Raw genomic sequence first — 14,401 nt, 5'->3', positions numbered from 1 at the left:
CAAACACACCGCTACCCCCGGGGGCAATGACCCGACGGTGTCATATACCCCCATCACTCTTTGCTATCAGCCTTGTCGTATTTACGACATTGGCGTGATGCCGCCGAGGTTTTGCCGCGAAAGCAAAGACGCTGAAACATTTCAGGCGGATCGTCTTCCTTTGCATTGTCCATCCGTCCGCTCGGGCGCTCGGGGGCGCGGCGGACACCTGCAAGGAGAACAGCCTTGAGAAAGTTACGCATCGACCGCACGGTCATCGCAGTAGCAGCAGGATTCGCCACAGTCGCCATGCTGGCCACCCCAGCAGGCGCCTTCACGCAGACCGCCGCCACCACAGTCAAGGCAGCGGATGCGCAGGACAAGCTCACCTCAGCGATCACCAAGAAGTTCGACTCGAAGGAAAAGGTCGACTTCTGGGTCAAGATGGAGGCGAAGGCCGACCTGGCCTCTGCCAAGGACATCAAGGACTGGGACGACCGCGGCCAGTTCGTCTACGACCAGCTCAGGTCGACGGCGAAGGCATCCCAGGCCGGCGTCATCGACCAGCTCGAGGCATCGGGCGCCGACTACGAGAGCTACTGGCTCTCCAACCGCGTCCTGGTCGAGGACGGCACCGAGGACCTCGCGCTCGACCTCGCCACCAGCACCGCCGTCGAGCAGATCGGCGCGACCCACAACTACGACCTGATCGAGCCGGTCAAGCGGGTGAAGGCGGCCGACGAGTCCAGCCCGGCGAGCGTCGAGTGGGGCCTCGACTTCATCAACGCCCCCGAAGCGTGGGAGCTCGGAGCCACCGGCGAGGGCATCGTGGTCTCCAGCATCGACAGCGGCGTGGACGTGGGGCACCCGGCCCTGGCCCACGGCTACCGCGGCCTCCGCGCCGACGGCACCCTGGACAACGACTACAACGCCTTCGACACCGCCGGCTCGTGCGGCGCCTCCGGCAACCCGTGCGACACCGACGGCCACGGCACCCACACGATGGGCACCATGATGGGCGACGACGGCGCCGGCAACCAGATCGGTGTCGCCCCCGACGCCAAGTGGATCGAGGCCAACGGCTGCCACACCTGCTCGGACGCCGACCTGCTCGAGGCCGGTCAGTGGATCGCCGCCCCGACTCGTACGGACGGCTCCGCCCCTGACCCGGGCAAGCGGCCGCACGTCGTGAACAACTCGTGGGGCTACACCGCCGCGGGCACGATCGACGACTGGTACGCAGACACCACCGCGTCCTGGGAGGCCGCCGGAATCTTCGGCACCTGGTCCGCCGGCAACTCCGGCCCCGGCTGCGACACGACCTCGTCCCCGGGCGCCAACACGGCCAGCTACTCGGTCGGCGCCCTCACCTCGACCGGAGCCATCGCGGGCTTCTCATCGCGCGGTGCCGGCGAGGACGCCCTGGTCAAGCCCAACATCGCCGCTCCGGGAGCGAACGTCCGCTCCTCCATCCCCGGCGGCGGGTACGCCAGCTACAACGGCACCTCGATGGCCGCGCCCCACGTGGCCGGCGCCGTCGCCGCCCTCTGGAGTGTCGCACCGTCACTGATCGGCGACATCGAGGCGACCAAGACGCTGCTCAACGAGAACGCCGTCGATGCCGACGACACCACCTGCGGCGGCACCGCGGCGAACAACAACGTCTTCGGCGAGGGCAAGCTCGACCTGCTCGCCCTGGTCGAGGCCGCACCGACCGGTGACATGGGCACCGTGACCGGCACCGTGACCGATGGCGCCGGCGCCCCCATTGCCGACGCCGAGGTGCTCGTCGACGGCGAGCGCGACCGCACCCTCACCACCGACGCGAACGGCTCCTTCACCACTCGGGTCACCGTGGGGACGTACGCCGTCTCGGCCTCCGCCTTCGGCTTCCTCGGCTCCGCACCGCAGAGCGTGGACGTGGCCCTGGACGAGACCGAGACGGTCGCCATCTCGCTGGCGCCCGCGCCCACCCACGCGGTCTCCGGCACGGTGACCGCAGCCGACAACGGTGACCCCTTCGCGGGGATCACGGTCGGCATCGACGCGCCGATCGACCCGGTCCGGACGACGGCGGAGGGGACGTACACGTTCGCCTCTGTCCCGGAGGGCACCTACACGATCTCCATCGCGGGCGGCTCGTGCACGACGCCGTTCAGCAAGGAGGTCACCGTCGACGGTGACAAGACGGTCGACGCCGCGCTGACCCGCGTCTTCGACGACTACGGCTACTTCTGCTCGGTCGGGTCCGACGGTGCCGCAGCCGGCGACACCCAGCTCGCCCTGACCGGCGACGACGCCTCCGTAGCAGTGACGCTGCCGTTCGACTTCTCCTTCTACGGCGAGAGCTACGACCGGGCCTGGGTCTCCACCAACGGCGTCGTGAACTTCCTGGGCGCCAACTCGTCCTTCTCCAACACCGCCCTCCCGAGGCCCGCGGCGCCGAACGCGGCGATCTACGCGCTCTGGGACGACCTGGAGATCGACGCCGGCGCGGCTGTCTACACCGGCACCACGACGGTCGGAGACGTGGACGGGTTCGTCGTCGAGTGGCGCGACGTCCACCCGCGCAACATGGACGCCGTGACCAGCGACGTCTCCGTCACCCTGCTCGCCAACGGCGAGGTCATCCTCGGCTACGACGACGTGGCCGACGACGCCCGAGCCAAGGGCAGCTCGGCGACCATCGGCATCGAGAACGCCGACGGCACCGTCGCCTCGCAGTACTCCTACAACACCGTTGTGGTCTCCTCGGGCCTGTCGGTGCGCTACGACACCGCTCCGATGGGCGTCGTGACCGGCACCGTGACCGACCGCAACACCGGCGACCCGCTGGCCGGCGCCACGCTCACCCTGACCGGTGACAGCGGCGTGAAGACCGTCACCAGCGGCGAGGACGGCACCTTCGCCAAGACCGTTCTCACCGGCGACTGGTCGGTCGAGGTCACCAAGGCGAAGTACGCCACCGAGACCGGCAGCGTGACGGTGACCGAGGACGCTGACGTGAACTTCGACGCCGCGCTCGCGGCCGGGAAGATCACCGTCGGCTCCGACGGCGACCTGTCGAAGTCGCTGCGGATGGGCGAGGAGCAGGACGAGACCATCACGGTCACCAACGAGGGCACCGCGCCCGCGACGGTCGATCTGACTGCCGGTGGCGGCTCCTTCGAGCCGGCCTCGACCGGCGCGCTGAAGGCGCCGGAGGGCAAGGCGACCGTCATGAGGTCGACCACGCCGAAGGGCACCCTCGGCAAGGGCTCGAACTCGCTGAAGCAGTCGGACGCGAAGGCCGGCAAGACCATGACCCCGCAGGCCGCCCCGATCCCGGCCGGCGAGGTCTCGATCACCCACAGCGCCTCGCAGGAGATCGCGCCCGTCAACTCGGCCGCGTGCTGGGACCAGGTCACGACCGACCTCAACCAGTACCTGCGTACGTTCACGCTCTCGGACTTCGGACTGAACGGCCTGGACGTCTCCAGCATCTCCTTCGGGGTCGAGACCAACTCGGGCAACCAGCCCGTGACGGTCAACCTCTACACGCTGGAGGGCGCGCTGACGTACGCCAACATGACCCTCATCGGCTCTGCCGACGCGACGGTCCCGGCCGGTGACGGCCAGCTGGTCTCGGTGCCGGTCGAGGGCTCTGCCCCTGCCGGCTCGACGCTGGTGGTCGAGGTGGTCGCCCACGCCGGCGGCCGCTTCTTCATGGGGTCCAACGGTGCGGGTCAGACCGCTCCGTCCTACCTCGCCGCCGAGGCGTGCGGCATCGCCGAGCCGGTCGACACCTCCGAGGTCGGGTTCCCCGACATGCACATCGTCATGAACGTGACGGGCTCGGAAGGCGGCGCCGCCGCCGACTGGATCACCTTCGACCGGACGTCGCTGACGCTGGCCGCCGGTGAGTCCGCCTCGGTCAAGGCGACCGTGTCGGCCGACGTCGACCAGCCCGGTTCGTACGCCGCGGAGATCGGTGCCTCCACCGACACTCCCTACGACGTCGCGCCGCTCGCGGTCACGATGGACGTCGCGGCGCCGAAGAGCTGGGGCAAGCTGGTCGGCACCGTGACCGCCGACGGCGGCAATCCGCTCCGGGGCGCGATCGTGCAGGTCAACGGCGGGAAGGGTTACACCAAGACGCTGGTCACCGAGGCGGACGGTAGCTATGTCTACTGGATCGACTCGGCGGTCAGCCCGCTGCAGCTGATCGTCGCAGCCGAGGGGCACGTCCCCGAGACCAAGGACGTCAAACTGCGCAAGGGACAGACGGTCCGGGCGACCTTCAGCCTGACGCCGCTGCCCTGATCCACAGGTGACGACGCCCCGGTCTCTCTTCCCCGAGGGGCCGGGTCGTTGCCGTAGATCTGCTTTCCATTCGCTGTAGGTTTGGTGAAAGGAGGGGCATGTCTGCGATCAAGCGCGTGACGAACACGTCCGAGGCCGAGGCCCTCGCGGCGTTGCTCAACGGCGACGCCCGCACGAAGCCGACCGTGGTGGTGACGGTCGCGTCCGGACACAACGACCCCTACGCCGACGTGGAGAGGATCGCCGCCGAGATCGGCGACCTGGCCGACCTCTACCTGGTGACGACCGGCGGCCACACCTGGGCCTTCTCGAACAAGATGACGCCGGGCACGCAGGTCTACGGCGGCGCCGGACGGGTCTACCCGGTCGGCCTCGGCTGGAACATCGACCTGAAGCAGGCGCCGCTGCGGTTCGCGTGGAGCAAGTCCGAGGGCCGCAAGCTCACCGGGCAGCTCATCGACGACGCTCTCGACATGGCCGCGGCGGCCGGCCTCTTCGACAGTGCCCGCACCGCCTCGACCCGCGAGCGCCGCGCCGGCACGATCCTCTCGATCATGAGCGAGCGCGCGCTGGTCGACCTCGGCTCCGGCGATCTCGCCTCGATCCCACCCCAGCTCGCCCAGGCCGGAGTGCCGATCGAGCGCGTCCTCGCGCCCGGGATGCACGTCGACGGCGTCCTGGAGAAGAAGTCGCGCTGGCTCGACATCCGGGAGATCCGTCCCACCGCCGAAGAGGCCTTGAAGACGTACGCCGCCGGGGAGGTCGTCCCCGCCGAGGTCCGCTCGGTCCAGGCCGGCTCCGCGGACCTGCGTCTGCACCCCGACGTCACCGTCGAGGTCTTCCGCTCCGACGTGACCGGCGACCCCGACGACGACCTCCAAGCGCTCCTCACCCCGGGTGAGATCGTGCTCGCCCGGGTCGTCGCGACCGGACCCAAGTGGCGGCTCTCGCTGCGCGGCGTCGGCGAGCACGACACGGCCCGCGAGGCGCTGGCCTTGTACGCGGGCGGCCCGCCCTGGCTCGACCCGGACGCTCCGCCGCCTGCACCCGTCGAGCACGTCGAGAACGAGCCCGCACCCCCGGCGACGGCCCCGGAGGCCGAGCCTGTCGAGACGGTTCCTGAGACCGCTCCGGCGTCCCCTCCCAAGCCTGCGGCCCCGAGCCCCGCGATGATGCCGCGGCGCAGAGGAGAGCCGGTCCGCGCTGTCCGGCCCTCACCCACGACCGACCCGGCGCCGACGCAGGAGCCCGCTCCGGCGAAGAAGGCCGCAGTGCAGTCGATGTCGCTGCAGGTCACCGCGATCAAGGCCGAGAAGGCCCGCCTCGAGGCCGAGCTGACCGAGCTCCGCGACCAGGTCTCCGGGCTACGCAACGAGCGTGTGCAGTTCGCCAAGGACCTGGCGCGCGCCGCACGTCAGGTCGAGACCCGAGACGCGGAGCTGGCCCGGATGCGCTCCCAGCTGCGCCGTGCCAAGCAGCGGAGCGCCCCGCCCGAGGTCACCCCGCCCGTCTTCGCCGACCGTGAGCGCGGCTTCCGTCATCTGGTCGAGGCCGCCTGGGCCCGCCGGATCCCGGTCGGCGAGCAGCCCACCCGCCCGCTGCCCGGCTTCGCGATCGGCGAGAGGTTCCTCGACAGCGTCGACACGCTCGAAGGCATCGCCGTCGACAAGATCGCCGACGTGGTCATGGAGGTGCTCACCGGCCTCGCGGAGCAGTCGACGGGCCGCGAGCTGCACCAGCTGCGTACCTCTGTCGGGGGCAACTCCGCGCCGCAGTCCCGCGACGATGGCGCGATCTGTTACCGCGTCTCGATGCAGGTCCACACCCCCAGCGCTCGCCGCCTGCACTTCTGGAAGTGCCCCGACGGCACCATCGAGCTCTCCCGGGTCGTCGTCCACGACGACATGGAGCCCTAGCGGCCGAGCGTCAGCCCCAGCACCAGGTCAGCAGGCCGACCAGCGGGTCCGGGATCGACTCGAGCTCGACGGCCTCGCCGAGGATCGTGCCGTAACGGATCTTGCGTCCCGACGCGGTGCCGAAGAAGCGGTGCAGCTGGTCGGCGACCTCCGCGCCGCGGTGCTCGGGCTGGTTCTGCAGCGTACGGAACTTGCCGCCCTCACCGTTGGCCTCGAGGATCTCGACGATCCGCGCTGCGCCGATCGCCCGGATCATCTCGTCCTCGAGGTCGCGTCGGCACGCGAAGAAGCCCTGCCCGGAGAGGTCTTCCCCGATCTGCCGCCCCAGGGCGTTGGTGACGAAGTGCTCCTCCGCCTCGTCGTAGAGTCCGCCGACCCGGTGCCCAGCCGCCGTCGTCTCCCGGATGAACCGCCCGGCGTTCCCCGCGCCGCCCATCGAGACGAGCTCGATCCCGAGCTCTTCCAGGTGCACCCCGTAGCGCGGCGCCAGCGCCTCCACCAGAGCCTTGTCCGAGTCTCCCTCGACAAGCAGCGTGATCGGTCGTGTCATGGCGGACACCCTAGAAGAAAGGTACGCCGCCGCGCCTGTTCCATAAATGCAACAGATCATCCTAGGGTTGCATATATGGAACAGGACGTCGGTCAGCTGATCGCCGAGTGCATCGAGCACTCCGGGCTCAACGCGCGCCAGGTGGCTTCGCGCGCCGGCGTGTCCGCGTCCACGGTCCATCGGATCCTCAACGGGCAGGTGAGCCCGTCGGTCGCGACGCTCCAGAACATCACCGCCGCAGCCGGCCTCGAGCTGACGATGAGCGCCGCGCCGCTGGCCGCCCCAGCGGCCGCCGCGGCGGCGCGAGCGATCCTCGACGAGCACTATCCGGCCGAGGTGGCTGCCGACATCGACCTGTGGGCCGACCGGCTCGACGGCTGGACCGACGGCGACCCGGTCCAGCTCGTCGAGGAGGCGGCGGGTGCCTCCGGCGTTCTCCACCGTCCGGGTGCCGTCCGACTCAGCGGGGAGGCGACCATCGGCCGGCTCGCCTCGGCCGCCGACTCCTCGGGCCAGCGATGGGCCCTCTCCGGTGCGGCCGGCCTGGAGCTCCCGTCCTTCGACGAGGCCGTCCCCCGGATCTCGGTGCTGTGGTGCGAGGACCCGAGCGCGGTCCGTCCCCTTCTCGCAGGCGGAAGCCTTCGGCCGGCGTCGGCCCCGCACCGAGCCACCGTGGTCATCGCCGCCGCCGAACCCGACCTGTTCCTCGGTGCGTTCGAACGTGACCGCGTCACCTACGCGGCTCCGATCCAGATCGCCATCGACGCCATCTCGGTCGGCGGCGACGCCGCGGCCCGCGCCCGCGAGGAGATCCGGACATGGTGACCAAGCGGCCCCGCTGGGCCCCGGACCCCGAGACGTACGCCGCCCGCAAGTCGGCCTCGAGCGACACCTACCGGGAGGTCCCTGACCGCGAGGCCCAGCTGCGCGAGACCGGCATCTGGTGGACCGAGGTCGAGACCGCCCGGATCCCTCAGAGCGACACCGACCAGGCCTGGCGTCGGTTCCGCGCGAGCCTGCCCGAGCTGATCTGGAACGCCGCGAGGCTCGAGGGCAGCAGCTTCACCCTGGCCGAGGTGCGCTCCCTCCTCGACGGGGTCTCCGTCGGTGGCCACCGGAGCGCGGAGGAGCTGCAGGTGCTGGCGCTCCGCGAGGCGTACGGTGCTCTCCGCGACCTGGTCGGCTACGGCACCTTCGGAGTCGACAAATCGACGTCCGACCGGCTCAACCGCCTCGTCGCCCGCCACGAGAAGCCCGACGCCGGAAGGTTCCGCGGCGAGGGCACCCTGCGTCGGAATGGCAGCGAGCTTCTCCGAACCCGATTCGCGATGCTGCGGCACCACCTTGCCGAGACCGACGACCCGTGGCTCCAGGCACTGATCTACTTCTGCTCCGCCGCCCGGACCCGGTTCTACGCCGGCGGCAACAAGCGCACCGCCCTTCTGATGATGAACGGCATCCTGATCTCGAACGGCTTCGACGCAGTCACGGTCCCCTACGCTCGTCGCCTCGAGCTCGACCACGCCCTCGACACGCTCTTCACCACCGACGACGCCACCGAGCTGATGGCCCTCCTCGTCGACTGCGCCACCTCCGAGGGCTGACGGCTCACAGCACGAGATCTGCCCGATCCCGCGTCGCCCGCACCAGCGCGGCGTTGCGCAGATCGCTGTCGGCGATCTTCGCCTCCGCCTCCTCGCGCGACCTCCCGCCGGCCAGGAACCGCTCGAGCAACCTGGGCACGAGGATGTCGTCGGGGACGTCGACGAACCACGCCTCGTCCAGCAGCCCGCGTACGTTCCGCCACGGTCCCTCGTCCAGCAGCAGGTAGTTGCCCTCGGTGATCACGATCGGCTCGTCCTCGATCACGACGCCGCCGGGCACGGGCTCGTCCGTGACCCGGCTGAACGTCGGCCACTCGACTCTCCCCTGCCTGTCCCGCACCTGTCGCAGCGCGGCCACATACGCCTCGGCGTCGAAGGTGTCCGGCTCCCCCTTCCTCCCCCGCGCGCCCATCGCGTCCAACTCCGCGTTGCTCCGATGAAACCCGTCCATCGGCGCGACCACCGAAACCAGTCCAGCCTCGTTGAGTACGTCCCGCAGCCCCTCCGCCAGCGTCGACTTCCCGGCTCCCGGCGGGCCGACGATCCCCAGGACAAACCGGTCCTCCACCTGCCCCAACACTCGTTGCACGAGTTCGTTGAGGCACGCACCGCTGTACATCTCGACCTCTTTCCACTGTACGTTTCGACCTGCTCCAGCGGCGCAGATGGACCGGACTCGCTCTGGAGCGCGGCGCCAGCCAGACGCCAATCACGCCTGGAAGGCGACGACCCAGTCGTGAACCAACGCCTCAGCGTACGAGACGTCAGGCCGTGGCGACCTCGAGCTCGACGACGGCCCAGGACAACGGGGGCAAGGTGAGCCGTACGGTGCCGTCCTGGACACCGACGTCGCGAAGCGGGACGAGCCCGACAGCGTCGGGAGCCGACTCGATGTTCGAGGTGTGCCGGTCGCCGCCCTCGGGGATGGTGAGCACCTCGGCGCTCCGCACGGCTGTCACCCCGAGGCCACGCAGTTCGACGGTGACCTCCGAGGCCTCGTCGAGACCCCGGTTGGCGACGAAGAGCGCGACCCGACCGTCGGCCTCGGACCAGGTCGCGGCGGCGTCGATGACGTCGACGTCACCGAACTTCTCGGTGGCGATCTGGTCGGCGGAGACCGCCAGCCGGAGGATCTGCCCGCGAGCCAACGAAGCCATCCGGGCGAACGGCCAGAAGATGGTCTGCCGCCAGGCGGGCCCGCCCTCCTCCGAGCGGATCGGCGCGATCACGTTGACCAGCTGCGCCTGGTTGGCGATCCGTACGCGGTCGCCGTGGCGCAGCAGGCTGTTGAGCAGGGAGCCGACGACCACGGCGTCGGTGACCGAGTACTCGTCCTCGATCAGCCGCGGGTGCTCACGCCACTCCTTCTTCACCTGATCCGGCTGGTCCTCGGAGTCGAGGCCCTCCATGTACCAGACGTTCCACTCGTCGAAGGAGATGTCGACCTGCTTGGCGTGCTTGCCGGCCGCCTTGACGGCGTCGATGGTCGCCACGACGCCGTCGATGAACGCGTCCATCCCGACGGCCTCGGCGAGGAAGGAGGCGGCGTCGCCGGAGCGCTCCTGGTAGTACTCGTGCATCGAGATGTAGTCGATCTCGTCGTACGCGTGGGTCAGCACGGTGTGCTCCCAGGACCCGAAGGTCTCCATGTAGCGGTTCGAGGAGCCGACCGCGACCAGCTCGATCGAGTCGTCGACGAGCTTCATCGCCTTGGCCGTCTCCTGGGCCAGCCGGCCGTACTCGTGCGCGGTCTTGTGGCCGATCTGCCACGGCCCGTCGAGCTCGTTGCCCAGGCACCACAGCTTGATGTCGAAGGGGTCCTCGGCCCCGTTCTTCCGGCGAAGATCCGACCAGTACGTCCCACCGGGATGGTTCGCATACTCGACCAGTGCTCGCGCCTCCTCGACCCCACGCGTACCGAGGTTGATCGCCTCCATCACCTCGACGTCGGCCTCACGGGCCCAGCCCATGAACTCGTGGAGCCCGAACTCGTTGGTCTCGATCGTGTGCCAGGCGCCGTCGATGCGGCGGGGCCGGTCCCCCACCGGGCCGATCCCGTCCTCCCAGCGATAGCCGGAGACGAAGTTGCCGCCGGGATAGCGTACGACCGTCGGGCCCATTTCCCGGACGAGCTCGAGCACATCCTTGCGGTAGCCACGGCCGTCGGCTGTCGGGTGGCCGGGTTCGTAGATGCCGGTGTAGACGCATCTGCCCATGTGCTCGACGAACGATCCGAAGAGCCGTCGGGGGACGTCGGCGATGGTGAAGTCACGGTCGATGGTGATACGTGCGCGGGTCATAGATCTCCTAGCGTTGCATGCGCACTATTACATCGTTGTAATGAGGTCGGCAAGGGTCTCTTCCTCCCCTATTCGGTGGATCCCTCCTGACGCCGACCGGCCAGGTCTCGATCACGAGCGCCAATGGGAAGCATGAAGTCCCGAAAGCAACTCCGGCGATGAGCACGACGCTCCTCATCGGCGCGGGTATCGGCTACCTGCTGGGCATCCTCGTCGGCGCGTGGATCGCACGCGGCCGCCGGACCGCCCATTAGCTACCGCGTAGTGCTCGCCCGCACGACCAGCTCGTGCGGGATCGCCACCGCGCGCGACGGAGAGGTGCGGTCCCCGATCCGCGTCAGCAGCAGATCGACGGCCGCTTCGGCGTACGCGCGCCGGTCCAGGGCGACCGTGGTCAGCGTCGGGTTCATGAAGCGCGCGTGCTCGACATCGTCGAACCCGCTCACCAGGACGTCGCCCGGCACCTCGAGCCCATGCTCCTGGAGCACGTGCACCGCGCCGAACGCGATCGAGTCGGTGAACGCCATGACCGCGTCGAACTCGACACCGCGGGCCAGCAGTTCCTCCGCCGCCGCGGCTCCACCCACCATCGACCACTCCGCGACGTCCACCTCGAGCGCCGGGTCAGGTTGGATCGCGTGCTCGCGGAGCGCCCGGTGGTAGCCCTCGAGCCGCTGCACGCTGGTGGCCACGGCGTCGACCGCCCCCGTCTTCCCACCTAGCACGGCGATCCTGTGCGCTCCCCGGCGCAGGAGATGAGCCGCTACGTCGTACCCCGCCTGCCGGCTGTCGATCAGCACCCGGTCGACCTTGTGCTGCTCGACCTCCCCGATCAGCACCACCGGCGGCAGCTGGTCGTCGTGGACGACGATGCTGTCCTTGAGCCGGATCGGGTTGAGGATCAGCCCGTCGATCTGGTGCTCGCGGGCCCGGGAGACGAGGTCATACTCCCGCTGCGGCTCCGCCGCCGTCTCCTCGATCAGCACCGCCATCCCCCGCTCGTGCGCCACCTGCACCACCCGGTGCACCATGTCCGCCGAGAACGCCGTCGCCAGATCCGGCAGCGCCAGCGCGATCACCCCGGTCCGCCCGTTACGCAGGCTCCGGGCGCTCAGGTTCGGTACGAACCGCAGCTCCTCCACCGCCGCCAGCACCTTCTCGCGGGTGTCGGGACGTACGAACACCGTCCCGGTCATCACGTTCGACACCGTCTTCGGCGACACCCCCGCGAGCGCCGCGACGTCCTTCACCGTCGCCCGGCGCGGCCCCCTGGTCATGGGGTCAGCGTAATCACGGATTACCCATTCACGGACCCAGCAGCGCGAGCGGCACCACTGCGACGCCGTCACGCCGCCGGTACGCCTGATTTCCGGTGGTCAGCACCACAAGATCAGCGACCCGCTCACCGAGCTCTCGCCGAAGCCAGTGCAGATGACGTACGTCGTGGTCGGAGACGGTCGGAGCGAGCTTGACCTCCATCGCGACAACCCGCCGATCCTCGCCTTCGACGATGAGGTCGATCTCGCGCTCGTTGTTCGCCAGACGCAGGTGATTTGTCGTCGCCCCAGCGGCCTGCGCGTAGACGCGGACACTTTGGGCAGCGAGCGACTCGAACAGCGCACCGAGCCACGTACCCGTGCCGCGCGAGACTCGATCGCCGTCGCCCTGCAGCAACCCCTCACGCCCGACCCCCACCAACCGCGCCGCGAGCGCCGGATCGACCAGATGATGTTTGGGGGTCTTGGTGAGCTTCTTGATGGGATTGAACGTCGGAATCCATGCCGGGATCGGATCCAGGACGAAGATCCGTTGAAGGTGATCGCGGTAGGCACCTACCGTCACCCGCGACGGCTTGTCGCTTTCCCCGGCCGTCGCCGCGTCCAGAATGACGGAGTACGCAGCGTCGGTGGAGGTTGCCGCGGCGTACGCCCGGAGCCACGCCGTCATCGTGTTCGGCCGCCGGATCGTCACTCCGGCATCCGGCAGCTCCCTATCGACGATCCGCTGCAGATAGCTGTCCAGCTCCAAGTTCCGCGCGCGCGGCGGCGTGTCCCGAAACCCGGGGAAGCCCGAGCGAAGAATCTCGTCGACGTAGTCAGAAAGAGTCAGCGGCGATACACCGTCGACATCGCCCGCTTCGCCGCGAAGAAGCGCCTCGAGCGACACGACAGGCTCAGCCACCGCACGCTCGCTCAACGCCAACGGGCGCATGTGAAAACTGACGATGCGACCGGCGCCAGAATGGATGCGCGCCCCGGGAGGTAGACCAGCGGACCCCGCCAGGATGAACCGCCCGCCCTGTCGATCCTCGTCGACGGCGATCTTCACCCGGTCCCACACGTCGGGCTCGAGCTGCCACTCGTCGATGAGCACCGGCGGTTCCGCTACCGCGATCCTGTCCATGTCCGCAGCAAGCACCTCGCGCTGCCCGCGAACCGCAAGGGAAATGACCGTCGCGGCACGCTGAGTCGCGGTCGCGGTCTTACCCACCCCCTTCGCGCCCTCCAGCGCCACCGCTGGAAGGTAGGGAAACACTTCGTCAAGCAGGGCGTCCAGCACCCTTCGGCGATACGTCATCGGCGCCCTCCGAGGTCGTTACTACTATACATTTGAGCTAACATCTACTGTACATCTCAGCCAGTCTTTACTGTACATTTGAGCCGAGCACCCACATGCTGCACGAACGCTGACACTTGTGAGGATCTGCGCTTCGGCGATTCCTCAAGAATCAACGGTGGCCATGGGCAGCACGGAAGGCGTCCACGATCTTCGCCGGCACGCGCCCCTTGGCGGAGACCTCGATCCCCCGAGCCACGGCCCAAGCCCGAACCTCGGCAGGGGCCGGCTGCGCGGGCGGCAGCGCCGGCGCGGCCGCCAGGCTGCGTACGGCTTCTTCTCCCACGGTCTCTTCGGCGAGCGCGACGCTCGCGGCGGCGAGGAAGCGGTAGGTCCACTCCTGGGCGAGCTTGCGGGTGTCGCAGAAGACGATCGGGACGGCCGGCCACCGCACCTGGCACTCCGCGATCCCGTCCGCGACGACCGCGGGCCGGACGCGCTCGAGCTTGAAGACCTGCGAGTAGCGCTCCTCGACCACCACAGCCGCGCGTGGCAGCGCGGCCAGATCGGCGAGCTGATACTTGAGCTTGCCAGAGGTCAGCGATGAGACGAGGTCGGCCAGCGACTTCCGCTCCACGCTCGCCAGCAGGTTGCCGTCCTCGATGACCCCGTAATCCCCCGCCGGCAGCCCCTGGCGCCGCGTGGTCGCCTGCCGGTCGGCGAAGGTGAACGGGTAACGCTCGTGGGAGTCGATGACGATCTCGAGATCGGGTACGCCGCTCGCCCTCGCCCCCGGCACGCTCACCGCCGGCTTCGCCTGGCGGGTCGTGCGCGCCGTCTGCCAGAAGATCATCTGCCGCCCGCGTGCGTTGGTGACGACGAACTGCGACCGGTTCTCACGACCCCGCTCGAGAACCAGATCGATCGCCGCCCCGCGCCTGCTGCAGCTGCGCACCTTGGTGCGCTCGACAACCTCTGCCTCCTCCGGCCACTCCTCGACCCGGTGGCAGTAGACCTTCGACGTACGCGGCCACATCTCCTTCGCTTTGAGGATGATCCCCTCGCCCAGTGGGATGCGAAGGAGGTACGGCAGCGTCGACTCGTCCTCGGGGTTGCGGGCGATCACGAAGTCATCCAGCACCCGCCCAGTCTTGCGCATCGCGTGATCCTCGTTGTGGGTACGAACCTGTGGGT

The 14,401-nt window shown here is 69.2% G+C and carries 11 protein-coding genes; 4 read left to right on the top strand and 7 right to left on the bottom strand.

The genetic code is table 11. The annotated features are described in order from the left end of the window. Positions 1 to 53 precede the first annotated feature (53 nt). On the bottom strand, positions 54 to 290 hold the full coding sequence (locus tag ABZZ22_RS01665; RefSeq protein ID WP_354926160.1) for a hypothetical protein: 237 nt from the start codon (positions 288 to 290) through the stop codon (positions 54 to 56). On the opposite strand from ABZZ22_RS01665, the gene ABZZ22_RS01660 reads away from it, so the two are divergent. After that, on the top strand, positions 289 to 4,281 hold the full coding sequence (locus tag ABZZ22_RS01660; protein WP_354926158.1) for a carboxypeptidase regulatory-like domain-containing protein: 3,993 nt from the start codon (positions 289 to 291) through the stop codon (positions 4,279 to 4,281). The two genes, ABZZ22_RS01665 and ABZZ22_RS01660, sit on opposite strands and share 2 nt — an antisense overlap. Before the next feature lie 98 nt (positions 4,282 to 4,379). Continuing rightward, on the top strand, positions 4,380 to 6,197 hold the full coding sequence (locus ABZZ22_RS01655) for a hypothetical protein (RefSeq protein WP_354926156.1): 1,818 nt from the start codon (positions 4,380 to 4,382) through the stop codon (positions 6,195 to 6,197). A gap of 10 nt (positions 6,198 to 6,207) precedes the next feature. Here the strand turns inward: ABZZ22_RS01655 and ABZZ22_RS01650 are convergent, their stop codons facing one another. Next, positions 6,208 to 6,747 carry a TOPRIM nucleotidyl transferase/hydrolase domain-containing protein gene (locus ABZZ22_RS01650; protein WP_354926154.1) on the bottom strand — a complete coding sequence of 180 codons (540 nt, stop codon included), beginning with the start codon at positions 6,745 to 6,747 and terminating at the stop codon, positions 6,208 to 6,210. A 75-nt stretch (positions 6,748 to 6,822) separates the two neighbouring features. Here ABZZ22_RS01650 and ABZZ22_RS01645 point away from each other — a divergent pair, with 75 nt between their 5' ends. Together ABZZ22_RS01645 and ABZZ22_RS01640 are read left to right on the top strand one after the other, a co-directional pair. Then, the gene (locus ABZZ22_RS01645; protein WP_354926152.1) at positions 6,823 to 7,572 is read left to right on the top strand and encodes a helix-turn-helix transcriptional regulator; all 750 of its coding nucleotides are present in this window, start codon (positions 6,823 to 6,825) and stop codon (positions 7,570 to 7,572) included. Then, positions 7,566 to 8,351, top strand: coding sequence for a hypothetical protein (locus ABZZ22_RS01640; RefSeq protein WP_354926150.1), 786 nt, complete (start codon positions 7,566 to 7,568; stop codon positions 8,349 to 8,351). The genes ABZZ22_RS01645 and ABZZ22_RS01640 overlap by 7 nt, the downstream gene beginning before the upstream one ends. A 4-nt stretch (positions 8,352 to 8,355) precedes the next feature. Here the strand turns inward: ABZZ22_RS01640 and ABZZ22_RS01635 are convergent, their stop codons facing one another. The 5 genes from ABZZ22_RS01635 to ABZZ22_RS01615 form a co-directional block, all read right to left on the bottom strand. Further along, positions 8,356 to 8,970, bottom strand: a complete 615-nt coding sequence (locus ABZZ22_RS01635) for a nucleoside/nucleotide kinase family protein (RefSeq protein ID WP_354926149.1) — start codon at positions 8,968 to 8,970, stop codon at positions 8,356 to 8,358. 145 nt (positions 8,971 to 9,115) lie between these two features. Beyond that, a complete protein-coding gene (locus tag ABZZ22_RS01630; protein WP_354926147.1) occupies positions 9,116 to 10,651 on the bottom strand; it encodes an alpha-N-arabinofuranosidase in 1,536 nt (511 codons plus the stop codon). A gap of 254 nt (positions 10,652 to 10,905) precedes the next feature. Beyond that, positions 10,906 to 11,928 (bottom strand): LacI family DNA-binding transcriptional regulator, encoded by a 1,023-nt coding sequence (locus tag ABZZ22_RS01625; protein WP_354926145.1) that lies wholly within the window; start codon positions 11,926 to 11,928, stop codon positions 10,906 to 10,908. Between the two features lie 28 nt (positions 11,929 to 11,956). Next, positions 11,957 to 13,210 carry a DUF4143 domain-containing protein gene (locus ABZZ22_RS01620; RefSeq protein ID WP_354926143.1) on the bottom strand — a complete coding sequence of 418 codons (1,254 nt, stop codon included), beginning with the start codon at positions 13,208 to 13,210 and terminating at the stop codon, positions 11,957 to 11,959. A gap of 169 nt (positions 13,211 to 13,379) precedes the next feature. Then, positions 13,380 to 14,366, bottom strand: a complete 987-nt coding sequence (locus ABZZ22_RS01615; protein WP_354926141.1) for a histone-like nucleoid-structuring protein Lsr2 — start codon at positions 14,364 to 14,366, stop codon at positions 13,380 to 13,382. Between the last annotated feature and the right edge of the window lie 35 nt (positions 14,367 to 14,401).

The organism is Nocardioides sp. NPDC006273 (assembly GCF_040613495.1).
Classification (GTDB): Bacteria; Actinomycetota; Actinomycetes; order Propionibacteriales; family Nocardioidaceae; genus Nocardioides.
This window is presented reverse-complemented; position numbering and strand designations above follow the sequence as displayed.